The sequence below is a fragment of the Acidobacteriota bacterium genome (genome assembly GCA_016713675.1).
In the GTDB taxonomy this organism is placed as follows: Bacteria; Acidobacteriota; Blastocatellia; order Pyrinomonadales; family Pyrinomonadaceae; genus OLB17.
The window spans coordinates 1561270-1588118 of record JADJOS010000001.1; the positions used below are offsets into that span (position 1 = coordinate 1561270).

At 52.9% G+C, this 26849-nt stretch carries 28 protein-coding genes and 2 pseudogenes; 26 read left to right on the plus strand and 4 right to left on the minus strand.

Annotated elements, in window-relative coordinates:
- Nucleotides 1–79 precede the first annotated feature (79 nt).
- The 6 genes from IPK01_07090 to IPK01_07115 all read left to right on the plus strand — a co-directional run bounded on the left by IPK01_07090 (nucleotide 80) and on the right by IPK01_07115 (nucleotide 8278).
- Complete coding sequence (locus IPK01_07090; GenBank protein MBK7933259.1) at nucleotides 80–1126, plus strand: rod shape-determining protein; 1047 nt, start codon at nucleotides 80–82, stop codon at nucleotides 1124–1126.
- 144 nt (nucleotides 1127–1270) lie between these two features.
- Nucleotides 1271–2128, plus strand: coding sequence for a rod shape-determining protein MreC (gene mreC, locus IPK01_07095; GenBank protein MBK7933260.1), 858 nt, complete (start codon nucleotides 1271–1273; stop codon nucleotides 2126–2128).
- On the plus strand, nucleotides 2129–2674 hold the full coding sequence (gene mreD / locus IPK01_07100) for a rod shape-determining protein MreD (GenBank protein MBK7933261.1): 546 nt from the start codon (nucleotides 2129–2131) through the stop codon (nucleotides 2672–2674).
- An 18-nt stretch (nucleotides 2675–2692) separates the two neighbouring features.
- Nucleotides 2693–4585 carry a penicillin-binding protein 2 gene (gene mrdA, locus IPK01_07105; protein ID MBK7933262.1) on the plus strand — a complete coding sequence of 631 codons (1893 nt, stop codon included), beginning with the start codon at nucleotides 2693–2695 and terminating at the stop codon, nucleotides 4583–4585.
- Entirely contained in the window at nucleotides 4585–5703 is a 1119-nt protein-coding gene (locus IPK01_07110) for a rod shape-determining protein RodA (GenBank protein ID MBK7933263.1), read from the plus strand. The genes mrdA and IPK01_07110 overlap by 1 nt, the downstream gene beginning before the upstream one ends.
- A 13-nt stretch (nucleotides 5704–5716) precedes the next feature.
- Entirely contained in the window at nucleotides 5717–8278 is a 2562-nt protein-coding gene (locus IPK01_07115; protein MBK7933264.1) for a PBP1A family penicillin-binding protein, read from the plus strand.
- Between the two features lie 99 nt (nucleotides 8279–8377).
- On the opposite strand, the pseudogene IPK01_07120 reads toward IPK01_07115, so the two are convergent.
- A pseudogene (locus IPK01_07120) lies at nucleotides 8378–9115 on the minus strand (esterase family protein).
- 111 nt (nucleotides 9116–9226) lie between these two features.
- The gene (gene lipB / locus IPK01_07125) at nucleotides 9227–9916 is read right to left on the minus strand and encodes a lipoyl(octanoyl) transferase LipB (GenBank protein MBK7933265.1); all 690 of its coding nucleotides are present in this window, start codon (nucleotides 9914–9916) and stop codon (nucleotides 9227–9229) included.
- 48 nt (nucleotides 9917–9964) lie between these two features.
- Between lipB and IPK01_07130 the strand changes: the two genes are divergently transcribed.
- Nucleotides 9965–10495 (plus strand): hypothetical protein, encoded by a 531-nt coding sequence (locus IPK01_07130; protein ID MBK7933266.1) that lies wholly within the window; start codon nucleotides 9965–9967, stop codon nucleotides 10493–10495.
- A gap of 37 nt (nucleotides 10496–10532) precedes the next feature.
- On the opposite strand, the gene IPK01_07135 is transcribed toward IPK01_07130, so the two are convergent.
- Nucleotides 10533–11201, minus strand: a complete 669-nt coding sequence (locus tag IPK01_07135) for a TlpA family protein disulfide reductase (protein ID MBK7933267.1) — start codon at nucleotides 11199–11201, stop codon at nucleotides 10533–10535.
- A gap of 114 nt (nucleotides 11202–11315) precedes the next feature.
- Here IPK01_07135 and IPK01_07140 point away from each other — a divergent pair, with 114 nt between their 5' ends.
- On the plus strand, nucleotides 11316–11744 hold the full coding sequence (locus IPK01_07140; GenBank protein ID MBK7933268.1) for a hypothetical protein: 429 nt from the start codon (nucleotides 11316–11318) through the stop codon (nucleotides 11742–11744).
- A gap of 98 nt (nucleotides 11745–11842) precedes the next feature.
- On the opposite strand, the gene IPK01_07145 is transcribed toward IPK01_07140, so the two are convergent.
- Nucleotides 11843–12607, minus strand: coding sequence for a ribonuclease Z (locus IPK01_07145; GenBank protein MBK7933269.1), 765 nt, complete (start codon nucleotides 12605–12607; stop codon nucleotides 11843–11845).
- 112 nt (nucleotides 12608–12719) lie between these two features.
- Between IPK01_07145 and bshB1 the strand changes: the two genes are divergently transcribed.
- The 18 genes and pseudogenes from bshB1 to IPK01_07235 all read left to right on the plus strand — a co-directional run bounded on the left by bshB1 (nucleotide 12720) and on the right by IPK01_07235 (nucleotide 26847).
- On the plus strand, nucleotides 12720–13454 hold the full coding sequence (gene bshB1 / locus IPK01_07150; protein ID MBK7933270.1) for a bacillithiol biosynthesis deacetylase BshB1: 735 nt from the start codon (nucleotides 12720–12722) through the stop codon (nucleotides 13452–13454).
- A gap of 164 nt (nucleotides 13455–13618) precedes the next feature.
- On the plus strand, nucleotides 13619–14098 hold the full coding sequence (locus IPK01_07155) for an Rrf2 family transcriptional regulator (GenBank protein MBK7933271.1): 480 nt from the start codon (nucleotides 13619–13621) through the stop codon (nucleotides 14096–14098).
- A 2-nt stretch (nucleotides 14099–14100) separates the two neighbouring features.
- Nucleotides 14101–14343 (plus strand): hypothetical protein, encoded by a 243-nt coding sequence (locus IPK01_07160; protein MBK7933272.1) that lies wholly within the window; start codon nucleotides 14101–14103, stop codon nucleotides 14341–14343.
- 2 nt (nucleotides 14344–14345) lie between these two features.
- On the plus strand, nucleotides 14346–15785 hold the full coding sequence (gene sufB, locus IPK01_07165; GenBank protein ID MBK7933273.1) for a Fe-S cluster assembly protein SufB: 1440 nt from the start codon (nucleotides 14346–14348) through the stop codon (nucleotides 15783–15785).
- Between the two features lie 92 nt (nucleotides 15786–15877).
- Entirely contained in the window at nucleotides 15878–16261 is a 384-nt protein-coding gene (locus IPK01_07170) for a RidA family protein (GenBank protein MBK7933274.1), read from the plus strand.
- A gap of 64 nt (nucleotides 16262–16325) precedes the next feature.
- Nucleotides 16326–16793, plus strand: coding sequence for a RidA family protein (locus tag IPK01_07175; GenBank protein ID MBK7933275.1), 468 nt, complete (start codon nucleotides 16326–16328; stop codon nucleotides 16791–16793).
- A 74-nt stretch (nucleotides 16794–16867) separates the two neighbouring features.
- On the plus strand, nucleotides 16868–17107 hold the full coding sequence (locus tag IPK01_07180; protein ID MBK7933276.1) for a nicotinamide mononucleotide transporter: 240 nt from the start codon (nucleotides 16868–16870) through the stop codon (nucleotides 17105–17107).
- On the plus strand, nucleotides 17104–17922 hold the full coding sequence (locus IPK01_07185) for a PhzF family phenazine biosynthesis protein (GenBank protein ID MBK7933277.1): 819 nt from the start codon (nucleotides 17104–17106) through the stop codon (nucleotides 17920–17922). Before IPK01_07180 ends, IPK01_07185 begins: the two co-directional genes overlap by 4 nt.
- Complete coding sequence (locus tag IPK01_07190; protein ID MBK7933278.1) at nucleotides 17891–18382, plus strand: GNAT family N-acetyltransferase; 492 nt, start codon at nucleotides 17891–17893, stop codon at nucleotides 18380–18382. The genes IPK01_07185 and IPK01_07190 overlap by 32 nt, the downstream gene beginning before the upstream one ends.
- A gap of 3 nt (nucleotides 18383–18385) precedes the next feature.
- The gene (locus tag IPK01_07195) at nucleotides 18386–18592 is read left to right on the plus strand and encodes a hypothetical protein (GenBank protein ID MBK7933279.1); all 207 of its coding nucleotides are present in this window, start codon (nucleotides 18386–18388) and stop codon (nucleotides 18590–18592) included.
- Nucleotides 18576–19352: a Fe-S cluster assembly ATPase SufC gene (gene sufC / locus IPK01_07200; protein ID MBK7933280.1), complete on the plus strand. Its 777-nt coding sequence runs from the start codon at nucleotides 18576–18578 to the stop codon at nucleotides 19350–19352. Before IPK01_07195 ends, sufC begins: the two co-directional genes overlap by 17 nt.
- Before the next feature lie 12 nt (nucleotides 19353–19364).
- Nucleotides 19365–21494 (plus strand): glycosyltransferase family 39 protein, encoded by a 2130-nt coding sequence (locus IPK01_07205; GenBank protein ID MBK7933281.1) that lies wholly within the window; start codon nucleotides 19365–19367, stop codon nucleotides 21492–21494.
- A gap of 5 nt (nucleotides 21495–21499) precedes the next feature.
- Nucleotides 21500–22657 (plus strand): Fe-S cluster assembly protein SufD, encoded by a 1158-nt coding sequence (gene sufD / locus IPK01_07210; protein MBK7933282.1) that lies wholly within the window; start codon nucleotides 21500–21502, stop codon nucleotides 22655–22657.
- 4 nt (nucleotides 22658–22661) lie between these two features.
- Nucleotides 22662–22847 (plus strand): type II toxin-antitoxin system VapB family antitoxin, encoded by a 186-nt coding sequence (locus IPK01_07215; GenBank protein ID MBK7933283.1) that lies wholly within the window; start codon nucleotides 22662–22664, stop codon nucleotides 22845–22847.
- Nucleotides 22848–22870: 23 nt separating this feature from the next.
- The gene (locus tag IPK01_07220) at nucleotides 22871–24088 is read left to right on the plus strand and encodes a cysteine desulfurase (protein MBK7933284.1); all 1218 of its coding nucleotides are present in this window, start codon (nucleotides 22871–22873) and stop codon (nucleotides 24086–24088) included.
- Nucleotides 24089–24144: 56 nt separating this feature from the next.
- Nucleotides 24145–24600 (plus strand): DinB family protein, encoded by a 456-nt coding sequence (locus IPK01_07225; protein ID MBK7933285.1) that lies wholly within the window; start codon nucleotides 24145–24147, stop codon nucleotides 24598–24600.
- A gap of 59 nt (nucleotides 24601–24659) precedes the next feature.
- A pseudogene (locus IPK01_07230) lies at nucleotides 24660–26361 on the plus strand (formate--tetrahydrofolate ligase).
- A 36-nt stretch (nucleotides 26362–26397) separates the two neighbouring features.
- The gene (locus IPK01_07235) at nucleotides 26398–26847 is read left to right on the plus strand and encodes an SUF system NifU family Fe-S cluster assembly protein (protein MBK7933286.1); all 450 of its coding nucleotides are present in this window, start codon (nucleotides 26398–26400) and stop codon (nucleotides 26845–26847) included.
- The last annotated feature ends 2 nt before the right edge of the window (nucleotides 26848–26849 follow it).

The following is a 26849-nucleotide window of genomic DNA, read 5'->3' on the forward strand; positions in this document are numbered from 1 at the left end:
GGGCATTTTCCGGTTCGATCTACACACCGTTCGACACGATCTCTAAGATATAAAATTAGGTAAGATATTTTAATTCAAAATGGCATTTAAGTCTTTATTCAGTTTATTTTCCAGCGATCTTGCGATCGATCTCGGAACGGCAAATACACTCGTCTATGCAAAGGGCCGCGGCATCGTCGTGTCCGAGCCGTCGATAGTCGCGATCAACAAGGTCACGAATCAGGTCGAGGCTGTCGGCCGCGACGCCAAAGAGATGCTTGGGCGTACGCCGGGCAATATCGTCGCGATCCGTCCGATGAAGGACGGCGTTATCGCCAATTTTGAGGTGACGGAAAAGATGCTCCAGCATTTCATCCGCAAGGCTCACAACGGTAAATCGTGGGTCCGGCCGCGTGTCGTCATCGGCATCCCGTCAGAGATCACGCAGGTCGAACGGCGAGCCGTGGAAGACAGTGCCTATCGTGCCAAGGCTTCGGAAGTTTATCTCGTGGAAGAAGCGATGGCCGCAGCTATCGGTGCCGGGTTGCCGATCACCGAACCGCACGGCAACATGGTCGTCGATATCGGCGGCGGAACGACCGATATTGCGGTCATATCGCTATCAGGCATCGTTTACTCGCGGGCTGTTCGTGTCGCCGGCAACGAGATGGATGAGGCGATCACACAGTACATCAAACGCAAATACAATCTGCTCATCGGTGAACGCACGTCCGAGGCGATCAAGATAGCGCTTGGCTCAGCATTCCCGCTCGAAGAACCGCTCTCGATGGACGTCCGCGGACGCAACCTTATCGAAGGCATCCCCAAGACCATCACGATGACCGACGAAGAGATCCGCGAAGCACTGTCGGATTCGATCTCGACGATCATCAACGCTGTCCGCGTCGCTCTCGAACGCACGCCGCCTGAATTGTCCGCCGACATCGTCGAACGCGGCATCGTTCTCACCGGCGGCGGAGCACTACTCAAGAATCTCGACAAACGACTGATGATCGAAACCGGTCTGCCGGTCGTCATCGCCGATGATCCGCTTTCGTCGGTCGTACTCGGTACCGGAAAAATGCTCTCAGATTTTGAGCTCCTCAAGCGCGTTAAATGGGATAATTCATTAATGACAGGAAGTTAGTCGGGGAAGTCTAGGAAGTCTCGGAAGTCTAGGAAGTAAGAACCTTTCCAGAGTGCCAAGACTTTCCAGACTTTCGGGACTTCCAAGACTCAACCGATGGTAGAGCGTAGTCAAAAAGAAGTTTGGCGATTAGCACCATGGCTGATGATCGCACTTTTGCTGCTCAATTTTGTGCTTATGGCGTTTGACGCGCGTGAGATCACATCTGGGCAAAGGGTGATCAGGGCGTGGACGCAAACCGCTGCGGACTTTGTTCAATCGCCGGTGACAACCATCACGGCATCGGTCTCCAATTATTTCACATCCATCTCGACCCTCCGTTCAGCACAATCTGAGAACGATATTCTAAAGCAGCGTATTCAGGAACTGGAGGTCGAGGTAAAGCAGAAAGAAGACCTTACAAGCGAGAATCAAAGGCTCAGCTCGCTTCTGCAGTTAAAGGAAACCAGCAAATATAAAGTTTTGACGGCGCGAATAATCGGCCGTGACCCGTCGGTCTGGTTCGATTCGTCGATCATCAACCGCGGCAGCCTAGACGGTGTTCTATTGAATATGCCGGTCGTAACGGACGGCGGACTCGTTGGACGCGTTACCGCAGTCAGCCCGCTGACAGCACAGGTCGATCTGGTCACGTACAGCAAATCGGGCCTCGGCGGCATTATCGGCCAAATTGGCGAATCAAGTGCCCTTGGCGTCGTTGTCGGAACGAGCAAAAAGGATCTGCTCGAGATGAAATATGTGCCCGGCAGTATCGAGGTCCAGGTCGGCCAGACGGTTTTCACGACCGGACAAGACGGCATCTTCCCGCCGGGACTGAAAGTAGGCGAGATCGTCGATATTGTCACAGGCTCGGCGACAACGCCGCATGTCATACAGATCAGGCCTGCGGCGAAATTAAACTCGATGCAGGAAGTCGGTATCCTGCTTTACGAACCGCCGCCTCGAGCGGAATTTGAACAGAAATTACCAAACGCAGTGCCGAGTACGACGAAAAAGAAATAGATGGATGGCGTAAAGCTCACAATTGCTCTGATAATCGCGATCATTTTGCAGTGGACACTGCGGAATGTGGCGGAGCCGTTATCGTACATCGACTTTCCGCTGCTTATCGTTGTTTATGCGGCATTGCAGCGAAACTCGATCAGGGCGATCCTTTTCGGAACGATCGCCGGGCTCGCAGTCGATGCTCTTAGCGGCGGATTACTCGGAGCGAACGGATTTACGAAAACGCTGATCGCGTTCGGTATTTCGGAGATCGCCAGACGCGTCTATCTGGACAACTTATTGCTTCGCATCCCCGTCATAGCTGGTGCAAGTGTGTTGAACGGTCTTATTTATTTTGGTTTGCACCGGCTGCTCGGGCAACCGCCAAGCGGCGAACTTCTGGTCGTTGGGGCCTACTCGCTTATCGGCACGACGATCGCAGGAACGCTCACCTACCTGCTTCTTGACAGTATGTCGGGCGACAAGGTGAGGCGTAAAAAGGGCGACATGTTCAAACCCCGCCGTCAGACACGCCGGCGCAATCCCATTAGGCTCAACAAATAGTTTTACGTTCGGAGCTGTATGAAACTCAACGACCACGTTCAAAATCTAGGTGCACGCGTCGGAACGATCCAGATACTTGCGTTTGTATTGCTGACGCTTTTGGGCGTGCGCCTATATCATCTGCAGATCGTGAGGGGTGAGTATTACAGCGAACGCGCCGAGAGCCAGCGTATTCGCTTTATCCCGATCCCGGCTCCGCGTGGTGCGATCTTCGACCGAAATGGCAAATTGCTGGTCGATTCGCGGCCGACCTATAACGTCGTTCTATCAAATGAAGGGTTCAAGTCAGTGGATATCAACGAGCGTGTCGATGATTATTCCCGAGGACTTGAACTTGACCGCCAATTTGTCGTCGAACGGTTGAATCTGATCAAGAAGCAAAACGAATTTGAAGCATTGGTTCTGAAAGAGAACGTCGGAATGAAGGACATCACGTGGGTCGAATCGCACTCGCTTGAGTTTCCCGAACTCCGCGTCGAACTGCAGCCGCAGCGTTTTTACCCGCTCGGCGAATCTCTTGCCCACGTGCTTGGCTACGTCGGCGAGATCAGCCCGAAACAGCTCGAAGATCCGGAATACAAAGAGCGCGGATTCCGGCCCGGCGATATCATCGGCAAGGGCGGGCTTGAGCAGTTTTACGATGAATTCCTTCGCGGCCGCCCGGGCTATCGAAAGGTGATAGTTGATAGCCGCGGCCGTGTCCAGGCTGAAGTCGACAAGGTCGATCCGCAATCCGGACAGGATCTTGTGACGACGATCGATTATGATGTCCAAATGAAAGCGGAAGCCCAATTGGCAAGTTCCGCAACAAAACGCGGCACGATCATAGCGATGGACCCGAACAACGGCGAGATGATCGCAATGGCATCGGCCCCCTCGTTCGACCCTAATATTTTCGTTCGCGGCAGTTCGACGCCTGAGGGACGAAAGCAAATCGCGGCCTATTGGCAGGATGAAAAACGTCCTCTCTACAACCGTGCGATCCAAGGGCGATATCCACCGGGCTCCACGTGGAAAATACCCGAATCGATCGCCGGCCTACAGCAGGGAGCGATCACCGTTGCCCAGTCAAATCTCGTCTGCGGCGGCGGCATCACCATCGGCAATAAATTCACTCGCTGTATGGGCAGCCACGGTTCGCCGCCGCTGAGTTACGCGATCACAAAATCCTGCGACGGTTATTATTATCGCCTGGCGCTCAAGATGAAGATCGAGGGCATCATTCAGATGATCGAGACGTACGGTTACGACAAGCGATCGGGAATCGACCTGCCGAATGAAAAAGTGCCGCAAACGCCTAAGTCATGGATGCCTTACATCATCAAGAACGAGGGTAAATGGAGCGACATTCGGACCGTTTACTCGGGGATCGGCCAGGACACGGTTGTTGTTACGCCGATATCGATGCTTCGGGCGGTCGCGAGTATTGGTATGCGCGGAAAGATGTACGTGCCGCACTTTCTCAAAGAATTCAGATCGATCGGAGCCGTCGGCGTCGAAGGCGAGTCGAATTATTTCCCGGCACGTCCCGGATTTGGATTCCAACACCCCGAGCCGAAATTGATCGAGGCCACTGACGATCAGTGGGACCTTGTGATCAAGGGTATGTGGGGTGTGGTGAACGGCGGCGGAACGGGTGCGGGCATCCGCATCCCTGATTATGAGATCGCCGGCAAGACCGGAACTGCTCAGGTTGCCGAGCTCGGAAAGGACGTCGGAGATAAAAAGGACCACGCGTGGTTCGTTAGTTTTGCTCCGGCATTTAAGCCCGAACTCTCCGTGATCGCTTTGATCGAGAATGTCGGATTTGGCGGCAGCCATGCCGCTCCGGCCGTAAAGGGCGTTTACGAGACTTTTAGAGAAACAAAGGGACACACAACAAAAACACCGGACATTGTGGCAAAGAATTAATGGCAGCGATCCTCGAAAAACATGAGTTCAGAGACCTGGACTGGCAAACCGCCGTGCTGGCGATCGTCATCGCTTTCTTTGGTGTCTGGCAGATACACAACGCTCTGCCGACCGAAAGCTACTGGTCAAAGCAGATCATCGGGATCGGTATAGCGCTCGTTGCCTTTGTGGTCGTTAGTTTCACTGACTACCGTAGGTTGATCGACCTGGCTCCTGTTTTTTATGTCGGCGGACTACTTTTACTTTTTCTTGTGCTGACGCCTCTGGGCGTGCAGGTCAATGGACAAAAAGCTTGGCTAAAATTGCCGCTGATCGGACAATTTCAGCCATCGGAATTTGTCAAAATACCGACCGTGCTAATGCTTGCTAAGTACTTTGGGGCAAGAAAAGGGAATTCTTTGAGTATCAAAGAGATGCTCATCGGCAGTGCGATCTTTGCCGGGCCGGTCGGTTTGATAATGCTTGAGCCCGATGCCGGCCAGGCGATCACATATTTTCCGATTCTGGCGACAATGTTCTTTCTTTCGGGCATCAAGATCCGATACGTTGTGCTTGCGGTGGTTGCGGCGGCGGTTATGGTTCCTGCGGCATGGTATGTCGGTGTAGAAACCGGGAAGATCAAACGCTACCAGCAGGAAAGAATACTCGCTATTACCAATCCGGATCAGGTCGATCCGCGTGGTTACGGCTATCACACCATCCAGTCGACAATAACGGTTGGCAAGGGCGGCCTTGCCGGGATCCAAGGCGAAACCGAGACCTCTCAGAGTGTGTTGAAATTCCTGCCTGAGCCGCAGACCGATTTCATTTTTGCCGTGACGGCTGAGAATACCGGCTTCATCGGCTGCGTTTCACTGCTGCTCGCCTACGCGATACTGCTCTCGAGAATGATCGCCGGAGCTCGCCGATCGTCCGACAGGGCGGGAATGCTTGTTATAATGTCGATCGTATGCGGTATGGCGTCTCAGATATTTATGAACGTCGGAATGGCTCTTGGCGTATTACCTGTTATCGGGGTCCCGCTGCCGCTGATGAGCGCCGGCCTGTCGGCGCTTTTGTCGACTTTCGTTGCTATCGGGTTCGTAGTCAGCGTAAAATTACGTCGTTTTGTGAATTAGGAGTGTTTTTAAGATGGCCAGAGATGTAAAGAAATTGAGAAGTACCGAGGTCGTGTCAGAACCGGCGAAACGGAGCGGTCTTTCTACCATAACCTTGATGTTGACGGCGTTGCTTTTGGCTTTGTCGGCCGGTGCAATGACGGGTGTTCTAGCATCATATTATCTCAATAACTCGCGATATTCGGTCGAGGTTTCGGCACTCGCTACATATCGTCCGCCGCAGGTAACCACAATTTACGCGGACGACGGCGAGACCGTTCTTGCCGAATTTGCGCTTGAGAAACGCATTCCGATAAAGATACAGGATGTGCCGGACAAGGTGACCGATGCTTTGCTTGCGATCGAGGACTATCGATTTCGCGACCACATTGGCATCGATCCGTATCGTATCGTCGGGGCCGTGGTAAAAAATTTCACTTCAGACAAGACCGAAGGTGCATCGACCATCACACAACAGTTGGCTAAGAACCTGTTCCTCTACAAAGATAAGACCTATACCCGCAAGGTGAACGAATGGGCCGTCGCCCTACAGATCGAGCGGCTTTACACGAAAGATCAGATCCTCGAGATGTATATGAATTATGTATTTCTCGGAGCGGGTTCATATGGTTTTGAGGCTGGTTCGCGCACATATTTCGGTAAATCGTTAAAGGATCTTACGCTTGACGAAGCGGCACTGCTGGCTGCGATCCCGAAATCGCCTGAGTATTCACCGACCCGCAATCGTGCGAAAGCTCTGGAACGAAGAAATATTGTTCTCGATCAGATGACAAAGTATTTTCCCGAGAAATATCCGGCCGACGAAGTCGCGGCAGCAAAGGCTAAGGACATCAAGCTTGCCGATACGGCCTATTACCAGTCGCAGCCAAAATCGACCGCCTGGGATTATCCCGTCGAAGACATCCGAAAATATCTGGAAGAAAAATACACTACCCGTGTCGCTCAGGGCGGGCTAAAGGTATATACGACGATCAATGTCAATGCCCAGAAGATCGCTACGGCCTCGATCCGCGAACGGCTTCGAGCCTACGACCGCGGTCGGGCATGGCGTTCGGACTACAAAAATATTTTGCTCGACGAAGACGAGCAGCCGTTGACCGACGAAAAGGAGATCCAAAAGACCTTGGAAACGTTCAAACATGCTGATTGGTACGGCGACGAGTATAAAGAGGGCGAGTACATTAAAGGACTTGTGATGAAGGCAAATCCCGCTTCGGACGAGGTCGGCGTGCGTTTTGGGCGTTACAAGGCGATCGTGCGGGCCGGTAATATGGGCCGAAGCGGCAAACGGCCGGTGGCAGAGTTAAAGCCCGGATTCTTGGCCGAATTCCTGGTTAAGAAAGTCAACGCTGATAATCAAACGCTCGAGGTCGAGCTCCAGCAAGTGCCTGAGGTTCAAGCTTCGCTTGTTTGTATCAATTCACATAACGGTGAGGTCGTCGCGATGGTCGGCGGCTACGATTTTCACACAAGCAAATTCAATAATGCGACGCAAGGATTGCGGCAGACCGGTTCGGCGTATAAGCCGTTTATCTACACAGCGGCTGTCGAAGACGGTATGACGCCTGATTCGATCGTCAGCGGTGCACCGATCAAACGCGGCGGCTGGACGCCGACGAACTACGGCGGTGCTCCGAGCCACCCGAATGTGCCGATGAAGATCGCGCTGGCAAAATCGTACAATATTGCTGCGGTGCATTTGCTCGATCAAGTCGGAATTCAGGCCGGCGGTCAAATGGTGCGCCGGTTTGGCATTACCAATCCGATGGCCCCAAGCTTGCCTTCTGCGCTCGGAGCGAGCGAGGCTTCGCTGCTCGAGATGACATCGGCATATTCCGTATTCCCTAATAAGGGTATACGAATGACGCCGCACCTTATCCGCAAGGTCTATAACCGCGATGGTACGCTTCTGGAAGAGTACGACGGGGGAAGTTCGAAGGTGACAAGCGAGTACGTTGCCCTGACGATGGTCAAGATGATGCGCGGTGTCGTTCAAGGCGGCGGAACTGCCACAGGCGCAAGTGCGGCCGGGTTTCCGTTGGCCGGGAAGACCGGAACCGTTAATAATGAAACGGACGTTTGGTTCATCGGATATACGCCGACGTATGTGACCGGAATATGGATGGGCAACCCGCTGCGAAAATCATCGCTCGGTGCTGGAATGACCGGCGGGCACGGTGCCGTCCCGTACTTCAACGCATTCATGAATGTGTTCATGAAGGGTAAACCGCGCGACAGTTTCCCCGAACCGCCGCCGATGCCCAGTGATATCAAGAATCTCGCCGAACGCAACAAACGCGAGGAACTGGAGAAACTGAGCGAAGCTGACCTCAAGGCTCGCCAATCGGGCGTCGCGATGCCGAATCCGAAAGTGAACACCGACCCTGTACTATTACCGCCGGATAAGGTTGGCGGTGATACAACGCCGGGAACGCCTGATACAAAACCAAACACGCCGGCGGACACAGGTCCGACGATCAGGCGTCCGGACGTCAAACCTCCGGTCACAAAACCTGATCCGCCTGCAGAGAAACCAGCCGGAGAAAAGCGAAAGGGTAAGAAAGGCGACGGTTAAGAAGACCGAGAGTAGAGTAGAAAAAGGGAAGGGGAGATAGTTGAGTAATTTCAACGTTCTCCCCTTTCGCTTGTTCAAAAAGTTCGGTACGTCGAACTTCTACTTCAAAAATTCCCCTAAATAATATGGCAGCATCTTGCGCCACCAGACCCAGTCGTGGGCGACGTCGTGGCCCCAGAGGTCGAGGCGGTGCGGAATGCCCTTTGAGTGCAGGAGGCCGGAGAATTGGCGGCTGTGATCGGGGGCTTCGTAATTGCCCTGTCCGGTGACGATCACGATCGAATCGGCCTTTTGCAGTCGAGGTAAATGAAAATCGTCGTTCAAATTGCGGATATACATATCCGGATTGTTGAAATAGACGTTGTCATCGAAATAGCCCTTGTCCAGATAATTGTATATGTCATAGCTGCCGCTCATCGCGATCGTGCCGCGAAAATTGTCGCTGTGCTTGAAATAGGTATTTGCGGCAAGCAACGCTCCGAGGCTTGCACCGGTAGTGAGCGGCTTCGCATCGTCTCCGCATTCATTTCGGATCAGCGGCAGCACCTCGTCCAGAATATAGTTGTCATAACGCGACAGCATCTCGACCTTCCAGCCGGGATGTTACTCGCGGTTCAAGAGGCTATACTTATTGACCGAGTTGATCGAATACGCACGGATCAGTCCCTTCTCAATAAACGGCTTGATCGCATCGACAAGATGAAACCGCTCATATTCCAAATAGTCAGCTGCCGCGGTCGGAAACATCAGCAGCGGATATCCCGCATGTCCGTATGCCACCAGCGGCATATCCATATTCAAGTTGTGGCTGTACCACGAGGTAATATCTCGTCTCATATTCGTTTTGTTGAAATAGCAAGGTTATGAAAAATCCCGTTTCGCCGCAAGCGCAACACGGCAGAAACACGACCGGTAGGGAGTGTGTTGACCAACATCGCCGTAGTTGAATCAGCCCGAAACTGACACCCTTGCTACTGCTTGGGTTTTCGCCTCGACATTCTCACCATATCCAAAAACCGCCGCGAAATTTTCGACGAGTTTATCTTCGACCTCGCTCATATCTACCTCACGCCCGAGCAGCTTGTCCATCGACGTTACCGGCTCGCCTTCGCAGGCGATGATCCAGTTGTAGTAGCTGAGGTCGGTGTTGACGTTCAGCGCAAAGCCGTGCGTCGTGACCCAGCGTTTTATGTGAACGCCAATAGCGGCGACCTTGCCGTCGATGGTGTGGACACCCGTCAGGCCTTCGATGCGGAAAGCGTCTATACCGAAATCCGCCATCGTGCGGATCAACACCTCCTCGAGATCGCGGACGTATTTGTGTACGTCTTCGCGATCAGGCGAGAGCGAAATTATCGGATAACCGACGATCTGACCAATGCCGTGATACGTGACGCGGCCGCCGCGATTGATCTCATGGACCTCGACGCCGAGCTTTCGCAACATGTCGGCGGTGGCGAGCACGCCGTCATTCTTAGAACGACGCCCCAACGTAAACGTATGCGGATGTTCCAACAGCAGCAGATAATCCTGATCGCGGCGCGCGATGACGTCGGTCTCAAGCTCCTTTTGCAGCTCAAGTGAATTTGCGTAGCCAACGCGGCCAAGCCTACGAACCTCTAAACATCGCTGATGCATTATTGCTATAATATGATGTTTCGGATCAATTTAACAGAGAAGGTATCTATGAGGCATATACATTTCGGGGCAGCTTTCGTGATCGGTTTGACACTATTTGCGGGAGCCGCTACGGCACAAAAGAAGACCACAAAAAAGCCGGTTCCCAAGAAACCGCCGGTGACGAAAACGGTAGTTCCGCCGCTTGAGGTTCGAGTCGCACGCGAAAAGGTCGATACGCAACTCGGAAACGTGAACCGTTTTGTAGACGTTTTAGGCCCTATCGTTCAATCGATCGAGGACATCGATGCCGAGAGCCGAACAAAGCGACTCCCGCCAAGTACTCTGGCGACCAACGAAGCGAATAAAAAGAAAGTGGTCGAAGCGATACGCAATATGAGAGCCGGCCTCGCGATACTCGAATCCGAGTTTCGCACCAAAGCGTCGCTCAGTAAATACTTGCCGTCGATACAGGGCATCACCGACCTCGCCGCCGCTTCTGAAGACTCGGCGATCGCCGGAAGATTCATTGCCGCCAAAGAACCGTTGAGAGATGTCGCAAAAAAATTGACCGACACCCTCGCAGCGATGCCGTTGTAATGTGAAGAAGAAATTTATCTGCTGCTAAAAACTCTTGCTAAGGTTTCTTCAGCGTTATTGCTGTTGGTTTGTCGGGATCGCAGACCTCGACCTTTCCGTTGTCAGCGACAGCACCTTTTGTTTCGACCGCGGGCAGGGCGAGCTTTTCCCGGATGAATTTCTCGCCTTCGGCCTCGATCATTTCACCGTTTATAACGTGCGTTCTATTGACGAGCGTATCGCCCTTTTTCTCGAACTTAGCGGGCTCCAGGAATATGTACCAAGGTGAGCCCCAACCGCGAAAATCGCCGGTCATAGTCCGGTATCTATAATGAAGCGTCTTTTGTTTTTCTGTTCTGTTTTCTGATTCGTAGACCGCAGGAAACGGGATCTTAAGCGTTTCCAGATTTGTTTTCATCGAGGCAAGCGGATCGTACTCGCCAACCGCGATGATCTCGAGTCCGTCGCCTTTGTACTTTTCATAAAGCCGCTTGAGCATCGGGGCATCGAATCGCCAATTGCCGCACCACGGAGCGTAATAGACCACGATAACAAGCTTTTTCCCGGCGGCGGCATCACGCAGATCCACTTCTTCGCCGGTCCGAATACTCTTGTAGGTCCAGTTTTTGTAGGTGATCTCCTTCTCAACGATCGGAGCCTGTTCATTCTGACCAATCGCAGCGGATAGTCCGAACAATAAGATCACAAATGCCAAAAAACTTTTCATCAATATACCCTCTCGCTACAAAGACTAACTTTTCAGATGCGTTCTGACAAGGAAATAGTTGGAAACTAGATTTTTCTCATCGGTGCCAAATTGTGTTAATCTGTGGCTAGTACAATGAGCAATCAAGCAACAGTTTCAGACATTTTCCACCGGGCTTTGGAGATGCGTGCGAGCGATCCGAATGCGGCATATAAAGACGTCAAGGCTCAGATCGTGAGCGAGTTTAGCGGCATGGCGTTTCCTGACACGGCGTATTTGACAATACCCGAGTACGACAATATTGCACCTGAAGAGGACTGGACCGCCGGGTTGCCGATCGTGCTTCGGGGGATACAGAACGAGGACTGGAATGACGTTGCCCTCGGTATCATCATCAGCCTAGAACAGGTCGAAAATTACCCTAAACAGTCCGGCCGCGAAGACGACCCCGCTAAAGAATGGCGAAACCGCAACAAAGGCATCGCCGGTGCCGAAGAAAAAGTTACCGCCAAATGGATGCCCGAGGAACTAATGGCGATGGCGAAACGCAACGTAACTTCTTAATACTAATAACTCTTAACTACCAACTATTAAATGAATTAAAAGTGATCTTTTGAATTCAGTTAGTGGTCCTTGGTTAAGCGTTAACAGTTCTATTTGTCCTATAGTTCAACTATTGATCCGTCCACAGCCTCGATCACCTCGCATAGCGGTTCAAATCTCTTTAACTCTTCGTTGAAATCTACATCGTCCCATTCGGGATAAAAATGCGTGAGCATCGCGCGTTTTGGTTTTGCCTTGCGGATGAGATAGATCGCCTCAGCGAGTTCGAGGTGCTTTTCTACGGGCTTGCTTTTGACGAACGAGCACTCGAGGATGAAAAGGTCGACCTGATTCGCGAATGCGGCCAGCGGCAGCGACGGCCCGGTGTCGGCAGAAAAGACGAGCGTCGTTTCACCGTCGCGGAGGTAAAGTGCGAGGCTTTCGTCCGTATGCGGCGATTTTAACGCCGCGGCGTCAATTCCACTGAGTATCTCAAATTTCTCCAGCGGCTCGACCTCGACGATCTCGACCGGAAACGGCTGTTCAAGCAGACCATAATTATTGACCCCGTCCATTCTCTCGAACAGACCTTTCAGACCGACGGGCCCGAATATCCGCAGCGGTTTTCGTCTTGTTTGCGTCTGCGGAGCATACTTCGTCCCGAAAAGAAACGCCCCGAGACCGCCGCAGTGGTCGATGTGGAAATGCGAGATCCAGATCGCGTCGAGATCCGCCCAATCCAGGTTCTCCTGAGCAAGCCGGAACGGTGCGGAAGGCGAGCAATCGAGCAGAATGCTCCCGCCGGAAGTCTCGACCCAAAACGCCGAGCTGCTGCGCTTCGGATGCGGAACGGATGTGCCAGAACCGAGTACGACCAATTTCATAAAGCCATATTAACAGGGATGAAGAGAATAAAAGGGATATCTTTTGTGATATTTCTTGATCCCATTGCATCGCCTTTATCCCTGTTAGGTCGCACTGTGCTAAATTGTCAGAATGAGCCAAGTAGATATTCTCGCTGTATTTGCACACCCGGACGACCTGGAATTGTACGTCGGCGGAACGATGCTGAAGATGAAACACCTTGGCTATCGCACCGGAGCTTTGGACATAACACAAGGCGAAATGGGCACGCGCGGCACTGTCGACGGTCGTGCGGCCGAAGCCGTCGAGGCGGCAAATATCTTGGGTCTCGATTGTCGGGAAAATCTAGGATTGCCGGACGGTCATGTGTTCGTTGGCGATGACGAAAGAGTGAAGCTCGTAAGAGCGTTAAGGCGTCTTAGACCCAGGTTGATACTGACACATCAATCTGGCGACACGCATCCTGATCATGACCATATTTCGACGCTTGTTAGGGAATCGTCCCGGCTCGTCGCCATGCGGAATTACGATCTCGAGACCGGCGATCAAAAATGTCCGCCGCCGATAATTGCTCACGCTGTGTTCTCGAGGCGTGTTGTGCCGTCGTTTATCGTAGATATTTCAGAATTTCTCGATCGGCGAATGGAGGCGATCAAGGCACATCGGTCACAGTTCTTCGACCCGAATTCGACCGAACCTGAGACGATGCTGACCGGCGAAAGCTATCTCGACGATATTTATTCGCGGGCCCGGTACTTTGGGTCATTGATCGGCGTTCATGCCGGCGAGCCGTTCTTTGTTCACGAAGCTCTGAATGTGCATGATCCGGTCGATTTGTTATCGCGGACGATGAATCTCTATTCGTAGATAGACTTTGCACAAGCCTGTACGTTAGTAACGGCGAAACTCGACGTTGAGTGTAACGCCCTTACTAACGTGCTGGCTTGTGCCATGCAATCTTGACAAAAAAGTAACGATTTGCGATTCTTATTGTTACGGGAATTACTAACATCGTTATCTGAGAGTGGTTTATGAAAATTTCGGCGCAAGAGGAATATGGGCTAAGGTGTCTGGTGCAGCTCGCGAGTTTACCCGACGGTGAGAGCCTGACGCTGCCGCAGATCGCAGAGCTTGAGGGCATCTCGACGGCAAATGCCGGCAAGCTGATGTGGCTGCTCAACAAGGCTGATTTTGTGCATTCGACACGCGGCACTAAGGGCGGCTATTCGCTGGCTCGTCCCGCTGAGGAGATCAAGCTCAACGAGATCATCAAGGTGCTCGACGAAGACGTGATGACCAAGCACTGCGACAGCTATACGGGCGTGCTCGACAGCTGCGTGCACAAAGGCGATTGCGGCATCCGTCCGGTGATCGTTGGCCTCCATGAGATCGTCGAAAATGCGTTGTCCCGCATCACGCTCGCCCAGATGGTCGGCACCGAGCGCACGGTCGATGCCATGTTTCACAGCATCCAGGGAATCCATCGAACGATCGAAGCTCAGAGGATCTGAAAATGAAGACGGCAATAGAGAACAGCGATCTGGAAATGACCAAGGTCACGGTCACTTTGCCGCAAGGGTGTAAACGCGATGCATTAAGTGTGAACGCATTGGATTCGAAAACGCGTGAACTTGCGTACCAGACGCTGATCACCGTTGAGGGTAAGATACTCCCGTGCACTGGATTTAAGGTGAAAGACGGGGCGTTGCATCTGGAAGTGCAGCAAGGCTTCTTTGAGATCGCTGAGGCGAAATAGATATGTCAACAGCAGCAGAACTACTAACAAATCGGGAATACAAATACGGCTTTGTCACGGATATCGAGACCGAGACGATCGCACGCGGGTTGACTGAGGACACGGTGCGGCTGATCTCTTCGAAAAAGAATGAGCCTGAGTGGATGCTTGAATTTCGTCTGAAAGCCTACCGCCAATGGCTAAAAATGACCGCACCGGACAACTGGGCAAATTTTGATTACCCGAACATCGATTTTCAGAACATTTCGTACTATTCGGCCCCAAAGCAAAAGCCCTCGAAAGCGAGTTTGGACGAGGTCGATCCGGAATTGCTGAAGACATTCGAAAAACTCGGCATCCCGATCACCGAGCAGAAAATGCTGGCGAATGTGGCGGTCGATGCGGTGTTTGACTCAGTTTCGGTTGCGACGACTTACAAGAAAAAGCTGCTTGAGGCGGGCGTGATCTTTTGCTCGTTCACTGAGGCGGTCGAGCTTTATCCGGACAAGATCCAGAAATATTTGGGCTCGGTCGTTCCGGTTGGTGATAACTACTACGCGGCGTTGAATTCGGCAGTTTTCTCGGACGGCTCGTTCGTCTTCATCCCAAAAGGAGTTCGCTGCCCGATGGAGCTTTCTACCTATTTTCGCATCAACACGCAGGAAGCCGGGCAGTTCGAACGTACGCTAATTGTAGCGGAAGAAGGCGGCTATGTCGCCTATAACGAAGGCTGTACGGCTCCGCAGTTTGATACAAATCAGCTTCACGCGGCCGTCGTTGAGCTTGTGGCTTTGGACGACGCAGAGATCAAATATTCGACCGTTCAGAACTGGTACGCCGGCGACGAGAACGGAAAGGGCGGCATTTATAACTTTGTGACCAAGCGTGGTGCTTGTCGCGGCGTGAGATCGAAGATCTCATGGACGCAGGTCGAGACTGGCAGTGCGATCACCTGGAAATATCCGAGCGTGATATTGCAAGGCGACAATTCGATCGGCGAATTTTACTCGGTCGCCCTCACCAACAACGCCCAGATCGCCGACACCGGCACCAAGATGATCCACCTCGGCAAAAATACAAAATCGACGATCATCTCAAAAGGCATCTCGGCAGGAAAATCGAACAACTCGTACCGCGGCCTCGTCAAAATAATGCCGAAGGCTGAAGGAGCGCGTAACTACACTCAATGCGACTCAATGCTCATCGGCGGCAAATCCGAGGCGAACACTTTCCCATACATCGAGGTAATGAACGCCACTGCCCGCGTCGAGCACGAGGCCACAACTTCCAAGATCAGCGAGGACCAACTCTTCTATCTCCAACAACGCGGCATCCCGCAGGAAGACGCCGTCTCGCTCATCATTAACGGATTTTGCAAGGAAGTTTTCCGCGAGCTGCCGATGGAATACGCGGTCGAGGCGACGAAGTTGTTGGGATTGAAGCTTGAGGGATCGGTCGGATAGGAGAGATTAACACAGAGATCGCTGAGAACGCAGAGTTTAATAAGCGACTAGAGGCTCTGCGTACATTGTGGTCTCTGCGTTAATAAATTTTCATGAAAACGCTACAACCAGAAAATCAACCACAACCCAAAGGCCACTACATTCCGGGCATTGAGCACAACGGCTTGATCTATGTTTCGGGACAGCTGCCGATGTCGTTGGATACGCGTGAGCCTTTTACCGGTGCGATCGAAGAGCAGACGGAGTTGGCTTTGCGGAATGTCGAGGCGGTCTTGCATGCGGCGGGGAGCGATCTCGATCATGTTTTGCAGATGACGATCTATGTTTCGGATATGGAATTGTGGGGAGCGGTGAATACGGCCTATGCCCGTGTGATGGGCGACCATCGTCCGGCGAGAGCGATCGTGCCGGTCAGGGAACTACATTTTGGAACGCAGATCGAGATACAGGCGATCGTGGCGAAGAAGGAGATCTAGCCACGAATTACAGAAATTGCACTAATTAGGAACTGTCCAGTGGGTACGTGTTTTGGGTGAATTTATGAAGGGGTTTCTGCTTGCTTTGGTGGTTTTGTCGTTTGTTCTTACAGCTAACGGTCAGGTAAAACGAGCCGTTGAGTCGATCGATGCACCCAAAGCTATCGGGCCGTATTCGCAAGCCGTTGTGGCGAATGGATTCGTATTCACTGCAGGGCAGATCGGAACGGACCCGAAGACGGGAACGCTCGTAGAAGGCGGAATAGCCGAGCAGACCGAGCAGGTTTTGAAGAATCTTGAGGCTGTTTTGAAAGCGTCAGGCAGCGGTTTCGATCAGGTTGTTAAGACGACTGTTTTCCTTGCGGACATGAACGATTTTGCGAAGATGAACGAGGTTTACGCTAAACGATTTGCCAAGCCGTTCCCGGCACGTTCAACGGTTCAAGTCGCGAGGCTGCCGCGAGATGCGAAGGTCGAGGTCGAAGTGGTGGCTCTTGTCAGAACCGAGAGCGGTAGCGATCGGTCGAAATAGCGGCGTGAAAGAACCATGCGCGTCAGCCCAAAGCGGCTGCCACCCCTCCTTCGTAAGAAGGGGAGCTAAGAAAGATGCAATATTACGGCATAGATTGGCTCGCGACGGTTGCCGGGTTGACCGGTGTTTATCTGATCGGGAGCAAGAACAAATACGGTTTTCTGATCATGATGATCGCGAGTCTTAGTTGGATGACTGTGGGTTTTATGATCGGGAGTCTGGCGTTGATCCTTGGCAGTGCAGTGTTCTTTTCGCTGCACGTTCGCGGCTGGGTCAAATGGAGAAGAGAAGCGCGTGAGAGCATGATGCTATGAAATTGGATATCTTTCAGGTTGATGCGTTTACAGACAAGGCTTTTGGCGGTAATCCGGCGGCGGTCGTGCCGCTTGACGCATGGCTTTCGGACGAGGTGATGCTCGCTATCGCGGCGGAGAACAATCTCGCTGAAACGGCGTTCTTTGTCCAAAACGGCGATCGGTATGAGATTCGCTGGTTTACGCCGAAGGTTGAGGTCGACCTGTGCGGCCACGCAACGCTGGCGTCCGCGTATGTGATATTTGAATGTTTGAAACGCGAGAGCGAGTCGATCGATTTTCACTCTCATCGCAGCGATTCGCTGGGCGTGACGAAAGAGGGCGGCAAAATGGTTCTCGATTTTCCGGCATATCCGGTGTCCGAGATCGAGCAATCTGACGAACTCGCCGGTGCTATCGGCGCGATCCCGTCCAAGGTCTACGAGACGCAAGGCAACATGGTTATGATGCGTCTCGAAAGCGAATCGCAGATCCGCGAGCTTTCACCGGATTTTAACGCTTTGCTAGGCATTGATTATGACGAGTTTATCGTAACGGCACCGGGCGACGACTGCGATTTTGTTTCGCGTATGTTCGCCCCGCGTATCGGCATTAACGAGGATCCGGTTACGGGTGCGATCCATTGTTCGTTGATTCCGTATTGGGCGGATCAATTAGGCAAGAATGAGATGTTCGCCCGTCAGGTCTCGGAACGCGGAGGTGAATTATTTTGTGAGCTGCAGGGCGACCGAGTTAAGATCGGCGGCGAAGCTGTTCTTTATCTGAAAGGTGAGATATATGTCGGTGCCGAAGACGAAAAAAGCATCACTGCCTGAGGTTCGGCTCGCTACCGAACGCGATTCTGAGAAGATTGCCGATGTCGTGCGGCGGGCTTTCGGTACGTATCGCGAGAACTACACGTCAGCGGCAATGGTTGTTGTCACGCCCGAGGCGGACGAGTTCACACGGCGTCTTGATGTCGGGCCGCAATGGGTCGTCGAACTCGATGGCGACATCGTAGGCACGGTTTCGGTCACGGTCGAGGAAGGCGATCTGTACGTGAAAACGATGGCCGTAGATCCGAGCGTTCAAGGCCGCGGAATCGCGCATTTGCTTATGAATGCGATTGACGAATACGCGCGGACGACGACGCATGACCGAATATTTTTGTACACGACATACTTTTCGGTCGGTGCAAAAGAGCTTTACGAAAAGCACGGCTACAATTGGGTCCGCGACACGCCGCCGGAAGAGTGGTACGGTGTTCCGGGCCTGGAAATGGAGAAAATACTTTAGAGAATGAAATCTGGCATCTGTCCAAAATGTGAATCAGATGAGGTCTACAAAGGGGATTCAAGGTCGCCGATAGGCATTCAGACGAGTGCATTACACGTTCAGTCGGCGGTCACCTATATCTGTGTTGCATGTGGTTATTACGAATTCTCCGCATTCCCGGGACCAGACCTCGACCGCGTAAAGAATAGATTTGATAAGGTTGCGAAATAAAAAAATGTTATTAGAAGTTAAAGATCTGCACGCCGGCATCGACGGCAAAGAAATATTAAAAGGGCTGAACCTCCAGGTCAAAAAGGGCGAGGTTCACGCCATAATGGGGCCGAACGGCTCGGGTAAATCGACGTTGTCAAAGGTCCTGGCCGGGCATCCGAGCTATGAAGTGACCTCGGGCGAGGTTCTTTTCGAAGGCAAAAACCTGCTCGAACTCGATCCGGACGAGCGCGCACGCGAAGGCGTATTCATGGCGTTTCAGTATCCGGTCGAGGTTCCGGGCGTTTCGAATTCGCAGTTTTTGCGACTTGCCTACAACCAAAAAGCGATCCACCACGGCCTCGAAGAACTCGATCCGCTCGAATTCAACGATTACCTGAAGGAAAAAGCGAAAGTCGTCGATATGGATCCGCAGTTTTTCAAGCGTTCGGTCAACGAAGGCTTCTCGGGCGGCGAGAAAAAGCGTAACGAGATACTGCAAATGGCGGTGCTCGAACCAAAACTCGCGATCCTCGACGAGACCGATTCGGGCCTAGATATTGACGCTCTGCGTATCGTCGCCGAGGGCGTGAATACGTTGCGCAGCAGCGAGAACGCGATAATTCTCGTTACACATTACCAGCGTTTGCTCAACTATATACAGCCCGATTTTGTCCACGTTCTCGCCTCGGGCAAGATCGTCAAAGAAGGCGGCAAGGAACTGGCTCTCGAACTCGAGGAAAAGGGTTACGACTGGGTCAAAGGAGCCGCAGGCAATTAGCAGACGGGGCTGATGGCTGAAAAGACCAACGTAAATAACAATTCGGTCGGTGCGGCCGCGATGGTTTTCGCGGCCTTTGCCGTCGTTTTGCTGGTCGCGTTCTTTTCGTATCGCGGTGCTGATGTCGGCAGGCTCGGCACGCTGATCGGTAATTTTGGCGGTGGGCCGTTGTTTGGTTTTGACGGGCTTTCGGCGAGCGTTGATGGGGCTCTGATCGCCGGTCTGATAGCGGTCTCGTGGTTTGGGCTCGGTAATTTTGTTGCTTCCTTTATTAGTGTCTCGAAAGGTGAAGAGCATTCACATGTACTCAAACTCGCGATGAAAGCAGCACTCGGGGCGGCGATATGGTCGTTGATCTTTTTCTTTCTAGGAATTGCCGGTTTGTACACTAGTTCCGCAGCGATCGTCGCCATCGTTGTTGGGTTAGGCCTTGCCGTTTTCAGTTTTCGCCGCGTTCGCGAGGCAAAAATCGAGAGCCGCGTCCCCGAAAAGCCGTCGCGATCTGACCTCTTGATCGTTGCATTGATCGCTATCCCATTGGTGCTGGCGTTTATTTCATCGCTCGCTCCGCCGGTTGCCAAGGATACGCTGCTCTACCATTTTTCGCTGCCAAAGGTCTTTATCGCTCAGCATCATATGAGCTTTGTCGACGGCAACATGAACAGCTATATGGCTCTCGGCACCGAGATGCATATCGTCTGGGCGATACTCGTCGGCAATTTGGCCGGTGTGCAGGCAGGCGAAGCGGCCGGCGGTGCGGCGATATGGATGTTCTTTCCGGTGCTGCTGATGGCGATATTCGGCTGGTCGCGGGAACTCGGCCTCGACCGGCGTTTGTCGCTGATCGCGGTCGCGATCGTGGCGACAGTGCCGACCATCTATCACGTCTCATCGAGCTCGTACATCGACGTTGCTTGGGCACTGTCTATATTTCTCGCGGTCTACTCGCTGTGCCGATGGTGGCGTTCGCCGGAGTCCGGATGGCTTGTATTTACCGCGTTATTCTTGGCTGCGGCTCTGGCGGCCAAGTTGCTGACGGTCTTTGCGATCGCTGCGTTTGTGTTGGTCATTGTCTTTCGAGCGCGGAACGCTCAGAACGAAGAAGGAACCTCGGTTTCGAAAGTGCTGGCCGGGGGCATTGGATCACTCATCGTCGCCGGTATTTTCGGCAGTGCGTCGTACATTAGGACATGGATCGAGACGGGCAGCCCGTTGTTTCCGTTCTATTTGAACTTATGGCCCGGCAAGGCTCCTGGGTGGGACGCTGAACGGGCAAGTATGCTGCAGGCTCTGAGCGCTCAATATGGCGGAGACAGAAAGACACTGCTCGACTATCTGCTGACACCGTGGAACATCTCGGTCAACGCCCAACCTGAGATACATGCAAATTTTGACGGCGTGATCGGTTTTGCATTCCTACTCGGCCTGCCGCTCATAGTTTGGGGGATCTGGAAATTTGACCTCAAAACTGAGGCGAAGATCTGTGCGGGCGTCGCGATGATCATGTTCCTGTTTTGGCTAACATCGAGCCAACAACAGCGGTATTTGCTGCCGATTTTGCCGCTGCTTTCAATCGCGATAATGGCGTCGATAGATGCGATCTCGTCAAAAGTCAGAGGTTTGAGAACGATTACAATCGCGGGTTTTGCTGCAGCCGCATTTGCCGGAGCTCTGGTAACGACCGCATGGTTTCTGCAAAAGGCTCCGCTTCGCGTGGCATTCGGCGGGGAAACGCGCGAGGCTTTCGCCGCACGCAACCTCGATTATCTTCCTTATTATCTATGGCTCAACTCAGAGACTGCCGAGGAAGACAAAGTTTGGCTCGTCAACATGCGACGCGACACGTATTATCTCGAGCGTCCCTATTTTTCCGACTATATGATCGAGGACCTGACCCTGCAGAAGATGGTCAGCGAAGCAAAGGATGCTCGCGAACTTCGGGCCAAAACCGCCGCAATGGGCATCAAATATCTACTCATCCGGCACGATTTTTTGTTGGATTACAAGGTCTCGCCGCTGGTCGACGACAAAAAGCCGCGAGCCGAGAACGAGGCGAAACTAAAAGCCGCGAAAGAATTTATTTTAGATCCGGTGAACACCGTTCGTTCGGACAGCAAGTTTAGTTTGGTAAAGGTGTTTTAATAGAAATGGTATCAACGACAGCAGTAATGGAAACGCAATTTGCGGAACAATTTAGAGAGATCATCAAGGCGGAGACAGATCCGCTATTGGTGAAACTGCGTAAAGAGGCGTTTGCCGCTTTCTCGCTTTCCGGCTTTCCGACGCTAAAGGACGAAGACTGGAAATATACAGGTGTAGCCCCGATCGTAAAAGAAAAATGGACGCTCGCACCCTTTTCGCCTGACCTCTCGCCTAAAGGCGAAGGGTCGCGAGAACATCTGGCAGCTTTCAACTTTCGCCGAAATGGCTTCACGGCATTGAACGCAGCTTTTGGTGATCCCAAAGTCATCCGAATTCCAAAAGAAACGAGTGTTGCCGAGCCGATCGAGTTTCATTTTGCGGCGGACGGGAACACGGCGATCTTTCCGCATATTCTTGTAATTGCGGAAGCCGGAAGTAAGGCAACGATCGTTGAATCGTACGCGTCGATAGCGAAAAGTTTTACGAACTCTGCTATTCAGATCTTCGTCGAAGATAACGCAAATATCACGCATTACCGAGTGCAGAAAGACGCTCCAGATGCCTTTAATGTCGGCACGACCGAGGTCTCGCTCGGCCGCGGCAGCCGGTACGATTCGACAAATATCAATCTTGGAGGTGCTCTTTCGCGGCACGATATCGACCTAAAATTCACGGCCGAAGGAGGCGAAGCATTCGTTGACGGGTTGTATATGCTGAACGGAATGCAGCACCACGACACGCATTCGATCATCGACCACACTGTGCCGAATTGCATCTCGCATCAGACTTATAAGGGCGTGCTGAATGACACTTCGCGAGGCGTTTTCAACGGCAAGGTTATGGTGCGTGAAAACGCTCACGGCACCGACGCGGAGCAATCGAACAAAAACCTTTTGCTGTCGGATACGGCCCGCGTCGACACAAAACCGCAGCTCGAAATTTTCAATGATGATGTGAAATGTTCGCACGGAGCGACCGTCGGCCAGCTCGAAGAAGAAGAATTGTTTTACCTGCTGACTCGCGGTTTGCCCGAAACTCTGGCCAAGAATCTGTTAACCTATGGGTTTGCGGAGGCGATCATTCGCAAGATCGGTATCGAATCGATCAAGTCAGAACTCGACGCAGCCGTGCTGAACCGACTAAGCGTAAAATTGGAAGTGTAAAAATATGAGAATCAGAACACAGTTGATCATCGACGATGCGGTGCTTGCAAAAATAGATGAGATCGCCGGAGAAAAACACCGGCGTGCGATCATAATCGACACCGCGCTTCGCGAATACATTGCCCGCGAAGAGAAAAAACAAAAACCGGTCACGACGGACGCGGCTGGGGCTGCTAAGAAGGGCAAATAATGACGGAAGTAAAACCGACGATCATGTGGGACGTAGAAAAAATTCGCAAAGATTTTCCTGTTTTGTCGCAGACAATTAACGGCAAGCCGCTGGTCTATCTCGACAACGGAGCTTCGTCGCAGGTGCCGCAGAGTGTGATCGACCGCACTTCGAAATATCTCAGCGAAGAGCACTCGAACATCCATCGCGGCGTACATTATCTGTCGCAGCACGCCACGACGGCGTACGAAGCGGCACGTGAAAAAGTAAAACGCTTTATCAATGCCCGCGAACCGAAAGAGTGCATCTTTGTCCGCGGCACGACAGAAGGTGTCAATTTGGTCGCGCATTCTTATGGGCGAAAGTTCATCGGCGAAGGCGACGAGATCCTCGTCTCGCAGATGGAGCACCACTCGAACATCATCCCGTGGCAGATGATCGCCGAAGAAATGGGAGCAAAGGTCGTAATGATCCCGATGAACGAACGCGGCGAGCTGATCATCGACGAATACGAAAATCTTTTGAATGAGCGAACGAAAATGGTCGCGATCGCCCACGTTTCGAACAGCCTCGGTACTTTTAATCCCGTCAAGGAAATGATTGCGACGGCGCATAAATTCGGCGTTCCGGTTTGCGTTGATGCCGCGCAGAGCGTGCCGCATTTTCCGGTCGACGTTCAGGACCTCGATGCGGATTTCTTTGTGTTTTCAGGCCACAAAATGTTTGGCCCGACGGGCAGCGGCGTGTTGTACGGCAAACGCGAATGGCTCGACCAGATGCCGCCGTATCAGACCGGCGGCGGGATGATACGCACGGTCACGTTCGAGAAAACGACGTTCGCACCGATCCCTGACAAGTTCGAGGCCGGAACGCCCGCCATCGCTGCGGGCATCGGCCTCGGGGCCGCGATCGATTACATAAACGCCATCGATTTCGAAGCCGCGGCCGCCTACGAACACGAACTGCTCGAATACGCGACCGAGCGTCTTGGCGGCATCCCCGAGGTCAAGATCATCGGCACCGCCGCCGAAAAAGCATCGGTCCTATCGTTCACCATCGAAGGCATCCACCCGCACGACATCGGCACCATCCTCGATCAACAGGGCATCGCCGTCCGTGCCGGCCACCACTGCGCCCAGCCGGTGATGGAATTCTTCGACGTCCCCGCGACCGCGAGAGCGAGCTTTGCTTTCTACAACACGCGAGAAGAAGTCGATAAACTGGCGGACGCCGTTCAAAAGGTCATTGAGGTATTTGCCTAGGAGGAAACACGACTGGAGGGGAGTGTGTTCTTCGATCTATAAGGCGCATAAAAGATATGATCATCGAAACCCTAAAAGACCTGTACGACCGGGATCTCAAAAAGCTCAGAACCGAGATCGAAAGTTATCAAGACGAGGACGCGATGTGGAAAGTAAGCGGTGAAATACCGAATTCCGGCGGCAATCTCGCAATGCACCTCGTCGGCAATTTAAAGCATTTTATCGGTACCGTATTGGGCGATTCGGGTTACGTGCGCCAGCGCGATGTTGAGTTTTCAACGAAGAACACAACGCGAGCCGAACTTCTTCAAATGATCGATGAAACGGCGGATGTTGTCGCCGCAACGCTCGATAAAACTATGCCCGAAAAGCTCGAGGAAGTTTATCCGATCGTCGTTTTCGCCGATCGTACTGAACCTATGACAACCGGCTGGTTCCTCGTTCATCTCTCCACACATCTCTCTTACCATCTCGGTCAGATCAATTACCATCGGCGGTTATTCGACGCGTAAAGATGCGAATTGTGAGAAATGTCACATTATTCGAGTGAGACTTAGAAGATATTTAAACTATGTATTCAGATCTCTACATCGCACAACATTCGAACATGAGGCCCGTTCAGGAGATCGCCGAGCAGCTCGGCCTGACGCCTGATGACATGGACCTCTACGGCAGCCCTTATATCGCCAAGCTTCGGCTGAGCGTCCTCGACAAGCTCAAGGACCGTCCAAGCGCCAAGTACATCGACGTTTCCGCGATCACACCGACGCCGCTCGGCGAAGGCAAATCGACTACCCTCATCGGCTTGGGCGAAGCGATGAAGCATCTTGGCAAAAAGGCCGTCGTTAGCTTGCGGCAGCCGTCGCAGGGGCCCACATTTGGGATCAAAGGCGGCGCGGCCGGCGGCGGTTATGCACAGGTCGTGCCGATGGAGACGTTCAATCTAAATCTGACCGGGGACATTCACGCTGTCACTGCGGCTAATAATCTGCTCGCCGCGATGATCGACAACAAACTGCTCCGCGGCAATCCGCTCAACATCAATCCGCACAGCATCACCTGGAAACGCGTCGTCGATACCAACGATCGGGCCTTGCGCAAGATCATTGTCGGCCTCGGCGGACGAATGGAAGGAGGCATTCCGCGTGAGACCGGTTTTGACATCACGGTCGCATCCGAGGTGATGGCGATACTCGCTCTCACAAATTCGCTGCAGGATATGCGCGCTCGTTTCGGCCGGATCGTCGTCGGTATGACGCACGACAAAAAGCCTGTCACTGCCGAAGAGATCGGGGCCGCCGGGGCGATGACCGTACTGATGCGCGACGCCATTCGCCCTACGATCATGCAGACGCTCGAAAATACGCCTGCTCTTGTTCACGCCGGACCGTTTGCCAACGTCGCACACGGCAACAGCAGTATCCTTGCCGATCTGATCGGTGCGAAATGCAGTGATTATCTCTTTACCGAGTCGGGTTTTGGTGCGGATATCGGTGCCGAGAAATTCTTTAACATCAAGTGCCGTTACAGCGGACTCAAACCTGACGCCTGCGTCATCGTTGCCACCATCCGCGCGCTCAAATCGCACAGCGGAAAATACAAGATCGTCGCCGGCAAACCTCTGCCGCCCGAGATGCTCGAGAATAATGTCGCCGATGTCGAAGCCGGTGCCGCTAATTTGCGAAAGCAGATCGAGAACGTAAAACTGCACGGAGTGACGCCAGTCGTCGCGATAAACGTTTTCGACACCGATCACCCCGAAGAGATCGAGGCCGTCAAGCGAATCTCGATCGAAGCCGGAGCACTCGGTGCAGCCGTTTCGCGTCACTTCGCCGAGGGCGGCAAAGGAGACATCGAGCTCGCAGAAATGGTCATCGAGGCGGCAAATCATCCGAACGAATTCAAATTCCTCTACGATCTCGATCAGCCGATCAAAGGCAAAGATCGAGACCATCGCCACCAAGATCTACGGGGCTGCCGACGTCTCGTACACGTCGCAGGCGTCGAGCCAGATCGCCGATTACGAGGCGAACGGTTTCGGCAATCTGCCGATCTGCATGGCAAAAACTCACCTATCCTTAAGCCACGACCCGACGCTCAAGGGCGCACCTACGGGTTTCACTTTCCCGGTTCGCGAAGTTCGTGCAAGTGTCGGGGCAGGCTTTATCTATCCGGTTTGCGGCGATATGCGGACAATGCCCGCACTGCCCGAGCATCCGGCCGCCGAAAGGGTCGATATCGACTCCGAAGGCAATATCGTCGGGCTTTTCTAGCTAGGTTAATCGGTTCGGACATAATAAAATAGGTTTATGTCCGAACTAAGTGACCTGTATCAGGAAGTAATTTTAGAGCATAACAAGAATCCGCGGAATTTTCGCGAGATCGCGGATGCCGACCAGTATGCCGACGGCAAGAATCCGCTGTGCGGCGACGCTTTGCGCGTTTATGTCAGTCTCGACGGCGATACCGTGACGGATGTCGCATTCAAAGGCTCGGGCTGCGCGATATCCAAGGCTTCGGCGTCGATGATGACGCAGGCCGTCAAGGGAAAGACCAGGGCTGAGGCCGAACATATCTTCGACGAGTTTCATAAAATGGTCACCGGCGATCTCGATATCGAGACCGCCGACAATGACCTCGGAAAATTAAAAATTTTTGCAGGCGTCTTAGAGTTCCCTGCGCGCGTCAAATGTGCATCGCTTAGCTGGCACACGCTCAATGCGGCCCTGCGAGGCGAAGATGTCGTTTCGACCGAGTAGAT